The sequence below is a fragment of the Kitasatospora sp. NPDC001664 genome, assembly GCF_053596675.1.
Genome location: NZ_JBSFGS010000015.1, coordinates 164,839 through 180,960, shown reverse-complemented (window position 1 = coordinate 180,960; position 16,122 = coordinate 164,839). Strand labels below are relative to the sequence as shown.

The 16,122-nt window shown below is 73.0% G+C and carries 15 protein-coding genes; 7 read left to right on the top strand and 8 right to left on the bottom strand.

Translation table 11 applies throughout. The annotated features are described in order from the left end of the window. Positions 1-43 precede the first annotated feature (43 nt). Positions 44-1,147 (bottom strand): LCP family protein, encoded by a 1,104-nt coding sequence (locus tag ACWCYY_RS22505; protein WP_345289375.1) that lies wholly within the window; start codon positions 1,145-1,147, stop codon positions 44-46. A gap of 139 nt (positions 1,148-1,286) precedes the next feature. Between ACWCYY_RS22505 and ACWCYY_RS22500 the strand changes: the two genes are divergently transcribed. Both ACWCYY_RS22500 and ACWCYY_RS22495 read left to right on the top strand, forming a co-directional pair. Continuing rightward, positions 1,287-2,630: a UDP-glucose dehydrogenase family protein gene (locus ACWCYY_RS22500; RefSeq protein ID WP_345289377.1), complete on the top strand. Its 1,344-nt coding sequence runs from the start codon at positions 1,287-1,289 to the stop codon at positions 2,628-2,630. 29 nt (positions 2,631-2,659) lie between these two features. Continuing rightward, complete coding sequence (locus ACWCYY_RS22495) at positions 2,660-3,061, top strand: CoA-binding protein (RefSeq protein WP_345289378.1); 402 nt, start codon at positions 2,660-2,662, stop codon at positions 3,059-3,061. Here the strand turns inward: ACWCYY_RS22495 and ACWCYY_RS22490 are convergent. Both ACWCYY_RS22490 and ACWCYY_RS22485 read right to left on the bottom strand, forming a co-directional pair. Then, positions 3,058-3,870, bottom strand: a complete 813-nt coding sequence (locus tag ACWCYY_RS22490; RefSeq protein WP_449797019.1) for a DUF1028 domain-containing protein — start codon at positions 3,868-3,870, stop codon at positions 3,058-3,060. The two genes, ACWCYY_RS22495 and ACWCYY_RS22490, sit on opposite strands and share 4 nt — an antisense overlap. A gap of 451 nt (positions 3,871-4,321) precedes the next feature. After that, positions 4,322-5,521 carry a dipeptidase gene (locus ACWCYY_RS22485; RefSeq protein WP_449797018.1) on the bottom strand — a complete coding sequence of 400 codons (1,200 nt, stop codon included), beginning with the start codon at positions 5,519-5,521 and terminating at the stop codon, positions 4,322-4,324. Positions 5,522-5,655: 134 nt separating this feature from the next. On the opposite strand from ACWCYY_RS22485, the gene ACWCYY_RS22480 reads away from it, so the two are divergent. Genes ACWCYY_RS22480 through ACWCYY_RS22470 form a run of 3 tightly spaced genes read left to right on the top strand, consistent with a single transcriptional unit; the run spans position 5,656 to position 8,956 of the window. Continuing rightward, positions 5,656-6,951 carry an MFS transporter gene (locus tag ACWCYY_RS22480; RefSeq protein WP_449797017.1) on the top strand — a complete coding sequence of 432 codons (1,296 nt, stop codon included), beginning with the start codon at positions 5,656-5,658 and terminating at the stop codon, positions 6,949-6,951. Positions 6,952-6,962: 11 nt separating this feature from the next. After that, positions 6,963-7,625, top strand: coding sequence for a response regulator transcription factor (locus ACWCYY_RS22475; protein ID WP_345289383.1), 663 nt, complete (start codon positions 6,963-6,965; stop codon positions 7,623-7,625). Beyond that, a complete protein-coding gene (locus ACWCYY_RS22470) occupies positions 7,625-8,956 on the top strand; it encodes an ATP-binding protein (protein WP_449797016.1) in 1,332 nt (443 codons plus the stop codon). The genes ACWCYY_RS22475 and ACWCYY_RS22470 overlap by 1 nt, the downstream gene beginning before the upstream one ends. Here ACWCYY_RS22470 and ACWCYY_RS22465 read toward each other — a convergent pair. Genes ACWCYY_RS22465 through ACWCYY_RS22455 form a run of 3 tightly spaced genes read right to left on the bottom strand, consistent with a single transcriptional unit; the run spans position 8,938 to position 11,557 of the window. Next, positions 8,938-9,870, bottom strand: coding sequence for a TAXI family TRAP transporter solute-binding subunit (locus tag ACWCYY_RS22465; protein WP_345289385.1), 933 nt, complete (start codon positions 9,868-9,870; stop codon positions 8,938-8,940). The genes ACWCYY_RS22470 and ACWCYY_RS22465 overlap by 19 nt on opposite strands. Positions 9,871-9,878: 8 nt before the next feature. Beyond that, the gene (gene purE / locus ACWCYY_RS22460) at positions 9,879-10,403 is read right to left on the bottom strand and encodes a 5-(carboxyamino)imidazole ribonucleotide mutase (RefSeq protein ID WP_345289386.1); all 525 of its coding nucleotides are present in this window, start codon (positions 10,401-10,403) and stop codon (positions 9,879-9,881) included. Next, positions 10,400-11,557, bottom strand: coding sequence for a 5-(carboxyamino)imidazole ribonucleotide synthase (locus tag ACWCYY_RS22455; protein ID WP_380150600.1), 1,158 nt, complete (start codon positions 11,555-11,557; stop codon positions 10,400-10,402). The genes purE and ACWCYY_RS22455 overlap by 4 nt, the downstream gene beginning before the upstream one ends. 201 nt (positions 11,558-11,758) lie before the next feature. On the opposite strand from ACWCYY_RS22455, the gene ACWCYY_RS22450 reads away from it, so the two are divergent. Then, positions 11,759-12,265 carry a GtrA family protein gene (locus ACWCYY_RS22450; protein WP_345289388.1) on the top strand — a complete coding sequence of 169 codons (507 nt, stop codon included), beginning with the start codon at positions 11,759-11,761 and terminating at the stop codon, positions 12,263-12,265. A gap of 35 nt (positions 12,266-12,300) precedes the next feature. On the opposite strand, the gene ACWCYY_RS22445 is transcribed toward ACWCYY_RS22450, so the two are convergent. Together ACWCYY_RS22445 and ACWCYY_RS22440 are read right to left on the bottom strand one after the other, a co-directional pair. Continuing rightward, positions 12,301-13,548 (bottom strand): ATP-binding protein, encoded by a 1,248-nt coding sequence (locus tag ACWCYY_RS22445; protein WP_345289389.1) that lies wholly within the window; start codon positions 13,546-13,548, stop codon positions 12,301-12,303. 32 nt (positions 13,549-13,580) lie between these two features. After that, positions 13,581-14,255 carry a response regulator transcription factor gene (locus tag ACWCYY_RS22440; protein WP_345289390.1) on the bottom strand — a complete coding sequence of 225 codons (675 nt, stop codon included), beginning with the start codon at positions 14,253-14,255 and terminating at the stop codon, positions 13,581-13,583. A 153-nt stretch (positions 14,256-14,408) separates the two neighbouring features. On the opposite strand from ACWCYY_RS22440, the gene ACWCYY_RS22435 reads away from it, so the two are divergent. Next, positions 14,409-15,929, top strand: coding sequence for a peptide MFS transporter (locus ACWCYY_RS22435; protein WP_345289391.1), 1,521 nt, complete (start codon positions 14,409-14,411; stop codon positions 15,927-15,929). Positions 15,930-16,122: the final 193 nt, after the last annotated feature.

Sequence of the window (16,122 nt, the reverse complement as noted above, 5' to 3'; positions counted from 1 at the left end):
TCGCGCCCTGCCTACCCCGTACGTGACATGCGCGACACCGTTCTCACCGGACTACGTCACCGAGCTCCCCGGAGCCGGGATGCTCGGCCAGGTACTCCGCCATCCGGTCGTTGCGCATCGCCTCCCAGAGCGGTTCGGCGGCCCGCCGGTCCAGGTAGACCACCGACTGGCCGCCCTCGTCGCCGAAGCCGCCGAAGGGGGCGTTCATGAAGCGGACCCCGTCCCCGCGCAGGCCGCGCATGCTCCAGGCCAGCTCGTAGAGGTCGGAGTTGGAGAGCCGGTCGTCCACGCTGACCACCTCGCCGACCGCACCGAGCAGGCCGCGCAGCTTGCCCGGGTTGCCGAGGGTGCCGGACTCCAGGGTCTGCTGCATCAGCGCGCGCAGGAAGTACTGCTGACGGCGCGTCCGGTCCAGGTCGCCGCCGGGCAGGCCGTAGCGCTCGCGGACGTAGAGCAGGGCGGTGGCCCCGTCCATGTGGTGGGTGCCGGCGTCCCACTGGCGGGCCTCGCCCTTGCCCTCGATGGTCTGCGGGATGGTGATGTCCACCCCTCCGACGGCGTCGGTGAGCGAGCGGAAGCCGTTCCAGTCGATCACCGCGAGGTGGTCGATCCGGATGCCGGTGAGGTTCTGGATGGTCTCCACCATCAGGGCCGGGCCGCCGTACGCGTAGGCCGCGTTGAGCTTGGCCTTGCCGTGGCCGGGGACGTCCACCCAGGTGTCGCGGGCCAGCGAGACCAGCGAGGCGCCCTTCCGGTCGGCCGAGACGTGCAGCAGCATCATGGTGTCGCTGCGGGCCGCGCCCGCCTTCCAGACCGGGGCCTTGGCCTTGGCCGTGGGGTCGGTGCGGGCGTCCAGGCCGACCAGCAGGAAGGTCTGGCCGCTGTTCGGCACCGGCTTCGGCTGGGCGGATTCGGCCACCGTCGGGAAGGCGCCGGGGATCCGGGCCACCGAGGAGGCGTAGTGCTCGGCGGTCCAGTAGACCGTGCCCGTGCAACCGCCGACCACCAGCAGCAGCGCGACCAGGGTGATCAGCAGCACCCGCCGGCCGCGGCGCCGCCGGGGCTTCGCGGGCGGCCGGTCCGCGGCCTCGTCGGCGTCGTCGAAGATGCTCAGCCCGGCCGGGTCCGGCCCGTTCTCGGTGGTCATGCGGGCATTCTGGCGGCGGGCCCGGGGTGGCCGGAACGGAACGGTCTGGACTAGGGCGAACTCGTTACACGGCCTCCTGGCGAGCGACTAGCATCGGGGACTGTCCAGCGCCCGCGCAGCACGACCAAAGGGGACCCGCGTGACCCTCCGCATCACGGTGATCGGCACCGGATACCTCGGCGCGACGCACGCCGCCTGCATGGCGGAGCTCGGCTTCGAGGTGCTCGGCCTGGACATCGACCCGGAGAAGATCGCCATGCTGGCGGCCGGCCAGGTGCCGATGTACGAGCCCGGCCTGGCCGAGCTGCTCGTCAAGCACGTGCCCGGGCACCCCGGCTCCACCGGGCGGCTGCGCTTCACCACCTCCTACGAGGAGGTCGCCGAGTTCGGCGACGTGCACTTCATCTGCACCAACACCCCCCAGCGCAAGGGCGAGTTCGCGGCCGACATGTCCTACGTGGACGCCGCGATGGACGCGCTGGCCCCGCTGCTGACCCGCCCCGTGCTGGTGGTCGGCAAGTCCACCGTCCCGGTGGGCAGCGCCGGCCGACTGGCCGTCAGGCTGGCCGAGCTGGCCCCGGTCGGCGAGGGCGCCGAGCTGGCCTGGAACCCGGAGTTCCTGCGCGAGGGCTACGCCGTCGGCGACACCCTGCACCCGGACCGGCTGGTGGTCGGCGTGCGCAGCGAGCGGGCCGAGCAGCTGCTGCGCGAGGTCTACGCGACCCCGATCGCGGAGGGCGTGCCCTTCGTGGTCACCGACTTCGCCACCTCCGAGCTGGTCAAGGCGGCCGCCAACTCCTTCCTGGCCACCAAGATCTCCTTCATCAACGCGATGGCCGAGGTCTGCGAGAGCGCCGGCGCCGACGTGGTGCAGCTCAGCAAGGCGCTCTCCTTCGACGAGCGGATCGGCGGCAAGTTCCTCAACGCCGGGGTCGGCTTCGGCGGCGGCTGCCTGCCCAAGGACATCCGGGCCTTCATGGCCCGGGCCGGGGAGCTCGGCGCCGACCAGGCGCTCACCTTCCTGCGCGAGGTGGACTCGATCAACATGCGGCGCCGCTCCCGGATGGTGGAGCTGGCCCGCGAGCAGGTCGGCGGCGGCTTCCTGGGCCGCCGGGTGGCCGTGCTCGGCGCCGCCTTCAAGCCCAACTCGGACGACATCCGGGACTCCCCCGCGCTGAACGTCGCGGCCCAGATCCAGCTCCAGGGCGCCCAGGTCACCGTCTACGACCCCAAGGCCATGGACAACGCCCGGAAGATGTTCCCCGGCATCACCTACGCCGACTCGGTGCTGGAGGCCGTCGAAGGCGCCCACGTGGTGCTCCACCTGACGGAGTGGCAGGAGTTCCGCGAGCTCGACCCGGAGGAGGTCGGCGCGGTGGTCGCCGAGCGCCGGCTGGTCGACGGGCGCAACGTGCTGGACGGCGCGCGCTGGCGCGCGGCCGGCTGGACCTACCGCGCGATGGGCCGCCCGACCGTGGAATAGCCCTCCGGGCGGGCGGGGTTGCAGCCGGTATGAGCGTGGAACCGGTGGTGCGGAAGATCCTGACCGAGAGCGGCGACACCTGGGCGGTCGTCGGGCTCTCCAACAACACGGCACGGGCCGCGTACGGCGTGGCCCGGGTGCTGCAGCGCGCGGGCAAGCGGATCGTCCCCGTGCACCCGAAGGCCGAGACGGTGCTCGGCGAGCAGGGCTACGCCTCGCTCGCCGAGATCCCCTTCGACGTGGACGTGGTGGACGTCTTCGTGAACTCCTCGCTGGCCGGCGCGGTCGCCGACCAGGCGGTGGCCAAGGGCGCCAAGGCGGTCTGGTTCCAGCTGGACGTCATCGACCGCGAGGCCTACGCCAGGACGACGCAGGCCGGTGTCGACATGGTGATGGACCGCTGCCCGGCGATCGAGCTGCCCCGGCTCTAGCCGTTCTTGGTGACGGCCCGGAGGTGGGCGAGGACCAGGGGGTCGATGCGGCCGGGGACGAGGCGGGCCTCCAGGTTCTCGACGCCCGCCCACTGGTCGAGGGTGGTGTAGCCGGTGGTGGCGACCAAGGTGGCCACCTCCGCGGCGAGTTCGCCGGTGAGGTCGAGCAGGGCGGCCGGGTCCGGGGTCCCGAAGAGGGTGTCGTGGATGGCCAGCAGGCGGCGCAGTTCGGTGACCGGGGCCGGGTGGTCGTCCACCCGCAGGTCGTGCGAGATGCCGCCCGGGGCGCCCAGGCCGGCGCCGTCCTCGGCGATCCAGAGTGCGGCGCTCTGCCGGCCCCGGCTGTCGCCGCCCGCCTCGTCTCCGGCCGCCAGGGTGGCCACCAGGCGCTCGGCGAAGGGGAGTTCGGCGCCGGCCAGCCACGTGCGCTCCATCGCCTCGACCACCTCGGGGCCGGTCAGGATGTTGCCCTGGATCGCGTAGCCCGGGCCGCTCGCACCGCCCGCCCAGTCGAGGCACTCCGCGCCGGTGTACGTCGCGCCGTCGCCCTCCGGGCCGACCACGCCGAGCTGACGGTGCGCCCGCCCCGGGTCGGCGGCGGTCAGCCCGGCCACCACGTCCGCCGGGGCGACGCCGGTGCGCAGCAGGGCCAGGCCCTGCGGGCGGTAGGCCAGGTTGGCCAACGCCTGGGTGGCCAGCGCCCCGACGCCGGCCTCGGCCGCCGGGACGGCGGCGCCGACGCCGAGGAACTTGCTGGCCACCGCGATGCCGTAGGCGTCGCCGGAGCGGGCCACCACAGAGAAGGTCATGGCCACGGACCCTAATCGGGGTGGGTTCGCCGCGTCCATGCCCTGAGACTCCGTCAGGCCCGTCGGCAAGATCCGGCAAGGACCTCGGCCGCAGGAAGTGGTCACCCCGGGGGCGCGGGGAACTGCGCGCGGGGGAACGGCAGCACGTGCAACTGGCTCGCCTGCCCCGACCTAGCACTGGGCCGCCTTCCGATTCGCGCAGTTCCTCGCGCCCCTGGGGTGACCACCTGCCGAACAACTCGCGCCCGCGCGGCGGAGCCGCCGATCAACGGAGCCTCGCGCCCCTGGGGTGACCACCTGCCGAACAACTCGCGCCCGCGCGGCGGAGCCGCCGATCAACGGAGCCTCGCGCCCCCGGGGTGACCACCTGCCGAACACCTCGCGCCCGCGCGGCGGAGCCGCCGATCAACGGAGCCTCGCGCCCCTGGGGTCGCTGCCCTGCCGGGCGGCCTCAGGAGCGCTTGCCGTCCAGGGCGTCGATGGTGGCGATGGAGGGGCGGCGCTCCTTCTGGAGCCGGGCGGCCACCGTCTCGGCGTCGCGGAGGACCCGGACGGCGTTGTGCCAGGTGAGCTTGGAGAGGTCGGCCTCGGACCAGCCGCGGCCGAGGAGTTCGGCGATCAGGTTGGGGTAACCGGAGACGTCGTCCAGGCCGGCCGGGGTGAAGGCGGTGCCGTCGAAGTCACCGCCGATGCCGACGTGGTCGACGCCGGCCACCTCGCGCATGTGGTCGAGGTGGTCGGCGACGGTGGCGGCGGTGGCAACCGGACGCGGGTGGGCGGCCTCGTGGGCGTGCTGGACGGCCATCGCCTCGGGGGTGGTCTCCAGCGGGTGGAAGCCGTGCGCCCGCATGTTGGCGTCGGCCGCCTTGGTCCACTCGATGGCGGCGGGCAGGATGAACTTGGGCACGAAGGTGACCATCGCGAGGCCGCCGTTGGCCGGGAGCTGGGCCAGCACGTCGTCCGGGACGTTGCGCGGGTGGTCGCAGACCCCGCGGGCGGAGGAGTGCGAGAAGACCACCGGCGCCTCGGAGACCCGCAGCGCGTCCCGCATGGTGCCGGGCGAGACGTGCGAGAGGTCGACCAGCATGCCGAGGCGGTTCATCTCCCGGACCACCTCCTCGCCGAAGGCGGACAGGCCGCCGAGCACCGGCTCGTCGGTGGCCGAGTCGGCCCACGGCACGTTGTCGTTGTGGGTGAGCGTCATGTATCGCACGCCCAGCTGGTGCAGGGCCCGCAGGGTGGCCAGCGAGCAGTCGATGGAGTGCCCGCCCTCGGCGCCCATCAGCGAGGCGATCCGGCCCTCGGCCCGGGCCGCCTCCATCTCGTCCGCGGTGAGCGCGAGGCGGAACACCTCGGGGTGGCGGGCCGTCATCTCCCGGACGAAGTCGACCTGCTCCAGGGTGGCGCTCACCGCGTGGTCGCCCGCGAAGTCCGACCGCACGTAGACCGACCAGAACTGCGCGCCGACCCCGCCGCCGCGCAGGCGGGCGAAGTCGGTGTGCAGGCGGCCGCTCTGGTCGGCCGTCAGGTCGATGGCGTCGAGGTCGTAGCCGGCCTGGGCGCGCATCGCCCAGGGCAGGTCGTTGTGACCGTCCACCACGGGGGCGGTGCGGAGGAGGGCTCGGGCGCGGTCCACCAGCTCAGAAGTCATACGAACATTTCTACTCCTTCTGTTAACCGGAGGTTAGGTCTTGCGCCCGGCCCTGTCCCCGGGTTCCGGGGCGGGGGAGCCTTCCAGGCACGGCGGCCCCACCCTGCCGCGCCCGTCCGTTCCGGGAGGTACTCGTGAGCTCAGCCCGTACACCGTGGAAGGCCGTGCTCGGCGGCTCGGTCGGCAACCTGGTGGAGTGGTACGACTGGTTCGTCTACGCCAGCTTCGCCACCTACTTCGCCGCCGCGTTCTTCCCGCACGGCAACCCGACCGCCCAACTCCTCAACACCGCCGGGATCTTCGCGGTGGGCTTCTTCATGCGCCCGGTCGGCGGCTGGCTGCTCGGCCGCTACGCCGACCGGCGCGGGCGGAAGGCGGCGCTCACCCTGACCGTCACCATGATGTCGGCCAGCGCCCTGCTGATCGCCGTGGCGCCGACGTACGCGCAGGTCGGCTACGCCGGGGCGGTGGTGCTGCTGATCGCCCGGCTGCTGCAGGGGCTCTCGGTCGGCGGGGAGTACGCGGCCAGCGCGACGTACCTGACCGAGGCCTCGGTGCCGAAGCGGCGCGGGTTCGTCTCCAGCTTCCAGTACGTCTCGATGACCTTCGGTCAGCTGATCGGGCTGGGGCTGCAGATCGTGCTCCAGCGCACCATGAGCACCGAGGACCTGCACTCCTGGGGCTGGCGGATCCCCTTCGTGGTCGGGGCGGTCGGCGCGGCGGTGGTCTTCTGGCTGCGGCGCAACCTGCCGGAGACCGAGGCGTACGAGGCGGCGGAGGGGGCCGACGGGCGCGGCACGCTGCGCCGGCTGCTGGACCACAAGCGGGAGTTCGTCCTGGTGATGGCGCTCACCATGGGCGGCACGGTGGCGTACTACACCTACACGACGTACCTCACGAAGTACCTTTCGAACACGGTGGGGCTGAGCAAGAGCGACGCCGCGCTGGTCAGCTTCTGCGCGCTGACCGTCTTCATGCTGCTCCAGCCGCTGGCCGGGGCGCTCTCCGACCGGATCGGGCGGCGGCCGCTGCTGATCGCCTTCGGGATCGGGGCGACCTTCGGGACGGTGCCGCTGATGACCACGCTCTCGCACGCGGGCGGCTTCGGCGAGGCCCTGCTGCTGGCGCTGGCCGCGCTGGTCATCGTCACCGGGTACACCTCGATCAACGCGGTGGTGAAGGCCGAGCTCTTCCCGACCCAGGTCCGGGCGCTCGGGGTGGCGCTGCCGTACGCGCTGGCCAACGCGCTGTTCGGGGGGACGGCGGAGTACGTGGCCCTCTGGTTCAAGGACCAGGGGATCGAGTCCGGGTACTACTGGTACGTCTCGGGGCTCGCGGCGGTCTCACTGGTGGTCTACCTGACGATGCGTGAGACCCGCGGCGCGGCGCTCACGCTGGAGGCCGCCCCGGCCGAGCCGGTGCGCGTCTAGGGTGTGGGCCCATGCGGGTGCTCTTGGTCGAGGACGACGACCGGCTGGCGGCTGCGCTGATCCCGGCGCTGGCCCGGCACGGCCATCAGGTGGTGCGGGCGGCCCGGGCGGATGACGCGCTGCGGCTCAAGGACACCTGCGAGTTCGTGCTCCTCGACCTCGGGCTGCCCGACCTGGACGGGCTGGAGGCGCTGCGGCGGCTGCGGCGGGTCTCCTCGGTGCCGGTGATCGTGCTGACCGCGCGGTCGGAGGAGCGGGACGTGCTGCGCGGCCTGCGGTCCGGGGCCGACGACTACCTGGTGAAGCCGTTCCGCACGGCGGAGCTGGCGGCCCGGATGGCGGCGGTGGTGCGGCGCGGCAGCCGCCCGCTGGCCGCCACCGGGTCGGTGGTGGAGGTCGGCGACGTACGGATCGACCTGACGGCCCGTCGGGTCCTGGTGGCCGGGGCGGAGGTCACGCTCACCCGGCGGGAGTTCGACGTGCTCGCCGTGCTGGCCAGGGAGCCGGGGGTGGTCCGCAGCCGTGAGGAGATCCTCGACGAACTCTGGGGCGACGTGCAGCTGTCGGCCTCCCGCTCGCTCGACGTCCACGTGGCCGGCCTCCGCGCCAAGACCGGACGGCCGCACCTGATCCAGACCCTCCGCGCCACCGGCTACCGCCTGGCCACCGTCTGATGCAGCGTCGACTGCTGGTGCTCCAGGGGCTGCTGATCGTCTGTCTGGTGGCGGCGCTGGCGGTGCCGCTCGGGTACGCGTACGCCTCGCACCGGACGGGGCAGTTGCTGTTGGCGCGGCGGGCGGACGCGACGCGGTTCGCGGAGCTGGCGGACCGGGCGTTGCGGGAGGGCGGGCCTTCGGGGGTGGGGGCGGAGGTGGACCGGTACGCGGAGCTGTACGGGACGGCGGTGGAGGTGCGGGACCGGGACGGGGTGCTGATCGCGGGGCGGCCGGTCGGCGGCGGGGCCGCGCTGCGGCGGGCGCTGTCGGGGCGGACCACGGCGGAGCTGCCGCTGCTGACGCCGGGCGGACCGGAGACGGTGCTGGTGGCGGAGCCGGCCGGGCGGGACGGGCAGGTGTCGGGGGCGGTGGTGCTCCGGGTGCCGACGGCGGCGGCCCGGCGGGAGGTGGCCGTCGTCTGGGGGGCGCTGGCGGTGGGGGCGGTGCTGGCGCTGCTCGGGTCGCTGGCGGCGGCCCGGCGGCTGGCCGGCTGGGTGCTCCGCCCGGTGGCCGAACTCGACGCCACCACGCGGGAGATCGCCGGGGGCCGGCTCGGGGCGCGGGTCGCCACCGTCCGCGGCCCGGTGGAGCTGCGGCGGCTGGAGGAGCGGTTCAACGCCATGGCGGACGCCATCTCGGCCGCGCTGGAGCGCCAGCGCGCCTTCGTCGCGGACGCCTCGCACGAGCTCCGCACCCCGCTCACCGTGCTCTCCCTCCGGCTGGAGAACCTGGAGCCGCACCTGACCGCCGACGGGCAGCCCGAGTACGAGGAGGCGATGGCCGAACTCGACCGCCTGGCCGCCCTGTTGGAGGACCTGCTGGCGCTGGCCCGGGTGGAGGCGGACGCCGGACTGCCGGAGGACGTCCCGGCCGGCGGGCTGCTCCCCCGGTTGACGGGGTGGCAGGAGGTCTACGCGGCACAGGGGTTGGCCCTGGACGTGGCGGTGGTGGAGGAGGCCCCGCTGCCCGCCGCCGTCGGCCGGATCGCGGACATCGCGCTCGACAACGCGGCCAAGTTCGTCCCGCCCGGCGGCCGGGTGGTGGTCTCGCTGACCGCCGGGGTGCTGCGGATCGCCGACGACGGACCGGGGCTGACCGAGGAGGAGCGGGGCGCGGCCCTCGGCCGGTTCTGGCGCGCGCCCGGGCGGGGCAACGTCCCGGGCAGTGGCCTGGGCCTGGCCATCGCCGCCGAACTGGCCCGAGGCTGCGGCGCCGAGCTGGGCCTGCACCCGAGCGAACCGCACGGCCTGACCGTCGAGTTGAGGACGGGTCAGTACACCGAGCGGTAGTAGGCGGCCGCGCCCGGGTGCAGCGGAACGGCGCCCGTCCCGATCGCGTAGCGCTCGTCCAGCCGGCTGCCGGGCGCGTCCGGGGCCAGCAGGTCGTCCCGGCGGCGGAACAGCACCTCGGTGACGGCGCGCACCACCCCCGCGTCCAGCCCGGCGGCGCAGAGCAGGTGGCTGGGGGTCCCGACGGTCGGGGTGGGCGCGGGCTGGCGGTAGCTGCCGGCCGGGATCGACACGCTCTCGTAGACCGGCCCGTGGGCCCGGCGCAGCTCGACCGCCGCCGCCTCCAGCGGGACCAGCCGGACGGGCGTGCGCTCGGCGAGTTCGGTGATGGCCGGGGTGGGCACCCCGCCGGACCAGAAGAAGGCGTCCAACTCCCCCGCCCGCAGCGCCGCGACCGACTCGGCGGTGCCGAGCAGCCGCACCGCGGCCCGCACCCCGGCGGCGGCCAGGGCCCGCTCGGCGACCACCGAGGTGCCGGACTCCTCGGCACCCAGCGAGACCCGCAGTCCGGCGAGCTGAGCGACCGTCAGGACCGCCGAGGCCGCGGGGACCACCAGGTGCAGGTGGTTGAGGTAGAGCCGGGCGAGGGCGGCCACCGCGACCGGCCGGGCGAAGGCGCCGCGGCCGGCCACCGCGTCGGTGGCGCTGTCCGCCAGGGCCAGGCCGAGTTCGGCGCCGCCGGTGTCGATCAGCCGCAGGTTGCGCACGCTGGCGGGGGTGGCGAGCACCTCGACGGTCAGCCCGGGGTGGGCCCGGTGGACCTCCTCGGCGAGACGCTGCCCGAAGGCCCGGTACGGCCCGCCCTCGGGCCCGGCGGCCAGCCGTAACGCACCCCGCGGCCCGGAGACGGAACAGCCCGCCGTCACCGCGGCCGCGGCTCCCAGCAGGAGCGCGCGGCGCGGGACGGCGGGCAAGGGTGGTGCTACTTGCCGAAGCCGAAGGAGGTGGAGCCCGCGACCTTGGCGCGGAGCTTCTGGCCCTTCTCGGTGGCCTGGCGGTTGAGGTCGGCCTGGAACTCGGTCATCTTCTCGGTGAGTTCCTGGTCGAAGGCGGCCAGCATCCGGACCGCCAGCAGGCCCGCGTTGCGCGCCCCGGCGATCGAGACGGTGGCGACCGGCACGCCCGCCGGCATCTGGACGATGGACATCAGGCTGTCCATGCCGTCCAGGTAGCGCAGCGGCACCGGGACGCCGATGACCGGCAGCGGGGTGACCGAGGCCAGCATGCCCGGCAGGTGGGCGGCGCCGCCGGCGCCGGCGATGATCGCCTTCAGGCCGCGGGCCCGGGCCTGCTCGCCGTAGGTGACCATCTCGCGCGGCATCCGGTGCGCGGAGACCACGTCGACCTCGTAGGGGATCTCGAACTCGTCGAGCGCCTGGGCGGCGGCCTCCATCACGGGCCAGTCGGAGTCCGAGCCCATCACGATGCCGACAAGAGGCTGGGTCATTCGGTGATCGTTCCTCGCAGGTAGGCGGCCGCGTGGCGGGCGCGCTCGCGGACGTCCTCGAGGTCGTCCCCGAAGACGTTGACGTGGCCGACCTTGCGGCCGGGCTTCACGTCCTTCCCGTACATGTGGATCCGCAGGCCGGGGTCACGGGCCATGCAGTGCAGGAAGGCGTGGTACATGTCGGGGTAGTCGCCGCCGAGCACGTTGACCATGACGGTCCACTTGGCGCGCGGGCGCGGGTCCCCGAGCGGGAGGTCGAGCACCGCGCGCAGGTGGTTCTCGAACTGCGAGGTGACGGAGCCGTCCTGGGTCCAGTGACCGGAGTTGTGCGGGCGCATCGCCAGCTCGTTGACCAGGATGCGGCCGTCCCGGGTCTGGAACAGCTCGACCGCCAGGTGGCCGGTGATGCCGAGCTCGCCGGCGATCCGCAGCGCGAGCTGCTGGGCCTCGTCGGAGAGCGCCGGGTCGAGGTCGGGGGCGGGAGCGGTCACCTCGGCGCAGACGCCGTTCTCCTGGACGCTCTCCACCACCGGGTAGGCGACGGCCTGGCCGCTGGGCGAGCGGACCACGTTGGCGGCCAGCTCGCGGACGAAGTCGACCTTCTCCTCCGCCAGCACCGGTACGCCGGCCAGGAACGGGGCGGCGGCCTCGGTCTCGTCGTCGACCACCCAGACGCCCTTGCCGTCGTAGCCGCCGCGGACGGTCTTGAGGACCACCGGGTAGCCGTCGCCCTCGTTCGCGAAGGCGGTCACGTCGGCCGGGTCGGCGACCAGGCGGTGGCGGGGGCAGGGGGCGCCGATGGAGTCCAGCTTGGCCCGCATCACGCCCTTGTCCTGGGCGTTCACCAGCGCGGACGGGTCCGGGCGGACGGCGATGCCCTCGGCCTGGAGCGCGCGCAGGTGCTCGGTCGGCACGTGCTCGTGGTCGAAGGTCACCACGTCGCAGCCGGCGGCGAAGCGGCGCAGCGTCTCCAGGTCGCGGTGGTCGCCGAGGACCACGTCGGAGACCACCTGTGAGGCGGAGTCCTGCGGGGTGTCCGCCAGGAGCTTGAACCGGATGCCGAGCGGGATGCCCGCCTGGTGCATCATCCGGGCCAGCTGGCCGCCGCCGATCACGCCCACCACTGGAAAATTCGCCTTGGCCGCAGAAGTCACGCGCCCAGGATATCCGGGCCGGTCACGGGGGTCGTACCGGCCGCCCCCGGTGCGGGGGGACGGGTGGCGACGGTGTATCAGGGGTGAGCGAGTAGCCTAGATGGCCGGGCCCGAAGCACACTGTCGGATGATGTGCATGCAGAGCGGCCTTGACCAGCCGCGCCCGCGTGCGACCTCCTCCGCAGACCCTGGAGACCCTGGATGACGAGCACCACCACTCCCAAGCCTTCGCTGGTGCAGAGGCTGGGCGGCCTCTCGATCGAGGTGATCGGTTTCGCGGTGATCGGCCTGGTGGGCTTCGTCGTGAACGGCGTGGTCTTCTGGGTCTGCCTGAAGGCGCCGGGCCTGGTCCACTCGCTGGCCGGCTTCATCGCGACCGCGGTGGCGATCGGCACCAACTACCTGGGCTACCGGTTCTGGCTGTACAAGGACCGTGACGCGGCCTCCCGCAAGCGGGAGATCACGCTCTTCCTGATCTTCAGCGGCATCGGCATGCTGATCGAGAACGGCATCCTGGCCTTCTCGGTGCACGTGCTGGACTACACCACGCCGACCCAGCAGCTGATCGCCAAGAACGTGGTCGGCCTGGTGGCCGGCACGATCTTCCGCTTCTTCTCGTACCGCACCTGGGTCTTCAAGGCGATGCCCGAGCTGGCCGAGCCGGAGACCGCCGTCGCGGCCGAGCCGGTGCTGGTGGCCGCCAAGTAGGAACGCGTCCCGGGAAGGGGCCGTCTGACCACGGGTCAGGCGGCCCCTTCCTCGTTCCGGGTGAGGAACAGCGCGAAGACCGGGGGCTGGAGCGAGAGCAGCTCCAGGCGGGCGCCGTCGGCCTCGGCGAGGTCGCGGGCGACGGCCAGGCCGATGCCGGTGGAGTTGCGGCCGCTGACGGAGCGTTCGAAGACCCGGTTGCCCAGCTCGGTCGGCACGCCCGGGCCCTCGTCCTGGACCTCGGCGACCACCGAGCGGCCGGAGGGGCGGACCCGGACGGTGACGGTGCCGGCGCCGTGCATCAGGGAGTTCTCGATCAGGGTGGCCAGCACCTGGGCGACCATGCCGGGGGTGCCGAGCACCGACACGTCCCGCAGGCCCTCGATCCGCAGGGTGCGGCCGTTGCCGCGCATGGTCGGGCTCCACTCGGCCAGCTGCTGGGCGATCACCTCGTCCAGCCGGAAGACCACGGCGGTGGGGCTGCGCGGGTCGCGCTGGTTGGTGAGCAGCCGCTGCACCACGTCGGTGAGCCGCTCCACCTGCTGGAGCGCGATGGTGGACTCCTCCTTGACCGTCTCCGGCTCCCCGGCCAGCGCGTTGATCTCCTCCAGCCGCATGGAGAGCGCGGTCAGCGGGGTGCGCAGCTGGTGCGAGGCGTCGGCGGAGAGCCGGCGCTCGGCGGTGAGCATCCGGGCGATCCGCTCGGCACTGGCGTCCAGCACCTCGGCCACCCGGTCCAGCTCGGGCACCCCGTAGCGGCGGTCGCGCGGGCGCGGGTCTCCGGAGCCGAGGCGCTCGGCGGTCTCGGCCAGGTCGGTGAGCGGGCGGGCCAGCCGCTTGGCCTGCCAGACCGCGAGGGCCACCGCCGCCTGGACGGCGAGCAGCGCCACCACGCCGAGCAGCAGCAGCATGTTGGCGATCTCGTGGTCCACCTGGTCGCGGGACTGCACCACGGTGACGGACTCGCCGTTGGCGCCGTACTCGGTGGCGCTGATCACCGGGCCCTCGGGCGCGCTGCCGGCCGAGAAGGTCTCCTGGCCGGGGACGGTGATGGAGACGTGGCCGCCCTCGGTGAGCTGGGAGGTGAACTTCTCCCCGGTGATCGGCTCGCCGGCGGCAAGCCGGCTCTCCACCAGGCCGAGCACCCGGACGGCCTGGGCGTCCACCCGGGCGTCCGCGGCGTTGACGATGTTCTGCTTCTCGACCAGGGCGATCGGGACGCAGAACACCACCACCATCACCAGCACCACGCCGAGCAGGGAGTTGATCATCCGGCGCTTCACGCGGGCCGACTCCAGATCAGTTCTTGCAGGGGTCAGTTCTTCTCGAAGCGGAAGCCGACGCCCCGGACGGTGGAGATGTAGCGCGGGTTGGCCGCGTCGTCCCCGAGCTTCTTGCGCAGCCAGGAGATGTGCATGTCCAGGGTCTTGGTCGAGGTCCACCAGGTGGTGTCCCAGACCTGACGCATGATCTCCTCGCGGGTGACCACCCGGCCGGCGTCCCGGACCAGCACCCGGAGCAGCTCGAACTCCTTGGCGGAGAGGGTCAGCTCCTCCTCGCCCAGCCAGGCCCGGTGCGACTCGACGTCGATCTTCACGCCGTGCGCGCCGGTGGTCAGCTGGTCCACGTTGCCGCGGCGGAGCAGGGCCCGGACCCGGGCAAGCAGCTCGGCCAGGCGGAACGGCTTGGTCACGTAGTCGTCGGCGCCGGCGTCCAGGCCGACCACGGTGTCCACCTCGTCGGCGCGGGCGGTGAGCACCAGCACCGGGCAGGTGCGGCCCTCGGCGCGCAGGCGGCGGGCCACCTCCAGGCCGTCCATCTCGGGCAGGCCCAGGTCCAGCACGATCAGGTCGACGTCCTCGGTCAGCCCGGCCGCGAGGGCGCCGGGGCCCTCCTCCCGGACCAGGACCTCGTACCCCTCACGGCGCAACGCTCGGGCCAGCGGTTCGGAGATCGCCGGGTCGTCCTCGGCCAGCAGCACACAGGTCATGACGCAGATGGTAGTCCGAGCCGGACGCGGAGATCAGGGGCTCTGCCGGGGCGGCTCCGCCCGGTCGGACCAACCGCGGCCCCGCCGCCGCCCCTGACGGGCCGTCGGCTCCTACCGTGGGCAGGTCGGGGACTGTCTCTCGGGAGGTTGCGGATGGCGGGCGGGACCGAGCTGCGCGGCGGGCCGGAGCCGGTCTCGGCCTCGGGGGCCCCGCCGGAGGACGAGCACGCGTTCTTCGGACACCCGCGCGGGCTGGCCACGCTCTTCATGACCGAGCTGTGGGAGCGCTTCAGCTTCTACGGGATGCGCTCGCTGCTGGTGCTCTTCCTGGCGCTGCCCACCGACCAGGGCGGGATCGGCCTGGACTCCGTGACGGCCGCCTCGGTCTACAGCGTCTACAACTCGCTGGTCTACATGCTGGCCATCCCCGGCGGCTGGATCGCCGACCGGCTGTGGGGCGCGCGGCGGGCGGTGCTGATCGGCGGGCTGGTGATCATGGGCGGCCACTTCTCGCTGGCGGTGCCGTTCACCGCGACCTTCTGGTGCGGGCTGCTGCTGATCGCGGTGGGCACCGGGCTGCTGAAGCCGAACGTCTCGGCCATCGTCGGGCAGCTCTACCACCCGGACGACCCGCGCCGGGACGGCGGCTTCACGGTCTTCTACATGGCGATCAACATCGGCTCGTTCTTCGCCCCGCTGGTGGTCGGCACGGTCGGACAGAACGTCAGCTGGCACCTGGGCTTCTCGCTGGCCGGGGTCGGCATGGCGCTCGGCCTGGCCCAGTACGTCTGGGGCCGGCGCCACCTCGGCCACGCCGGGGCGGCGCCCGGGCGGCCGGCCGAACCGGCGGTCCGGCGGCGGGTGCTGCGGCTGGCGGCGCTCTGGGCGGGGGCCGCGGCGGTGTTCTTCGCGGTGGACGCGGGGGCCGGGTGGTTCTCGATCGGACAGGTCGTCAACATCCTGGGGATCGTCGGGGTCGCGCTGCCCGCCTGGTACTTCACCCGGCTGCGCCGGGACCGGGAGCTGTCGGCGCTGGAGCGCAGCCGGATGTCGGCCTTCATGTGGTTCTTCATCGCGGCCGCGGTGTTCTGGATGATCTACGACCAGTCCGGCTCCACGCTGACCCAGTTCGCCACCGACGACACGAACCTTTCGGTCTTCGGCTTCCACTTCCCGTCCAGCTGGTTCCAGTCGGTGAACCCGCTCTTCATCATCCTGCTGGCGCCGGTCTTCGCCTGGCTCTGGCAGTGGCTGACGCTCCGTGACCGCAATCCGAGCGCGCCGGTGAAGTTCGCCGTGGGCCTGCTGCTGATCGGCGCCTCCTTCGGTCTGATGGGCCTGGCCGAGCTGGCCGCCTCGGGCGGGCAGAAGGTCTCGCCGTTCTGGCTGGTCGGGGTCTACTTCGTGCAGACGGTGGCCGAGTTGACGCTCTCTCCGGTCGGGCTGTCGCTCACCACCAAGCTGGCGCCGGCGAAGTACGTCAGCCAGCTGCTCGGCCTGTGGTTCCTGGCCACCGCGACCGGGGACGCGGTGGCGGGGTGGACCATCCGGCTCCAGCAGGTGGTCAGCGCGGACACCTACTTCTACCTGCAGGGGGCGCTGGCGGCGGTCTGCGGGGCGGCGGTGTGGACGGCCGCCGGGCGGATCCGCGCCCTGATGGGGGCTGTGAAGTAGTTCACAGAGGGTGATCACGGGAACCGGAGCGCCGACCCACCGTTTCATCGAAGGATCCACCAGTTCACCTTGGATTCAGTTGATGTTTTCCGTTGTTAGCATGGATTCGCCACCTCTTCTTTATTCGGACATTGGGTTCATCCGACAGGTTCTCGTCTGATAGTGGGAGAAACCGCCACGTACAGTGGCCTGG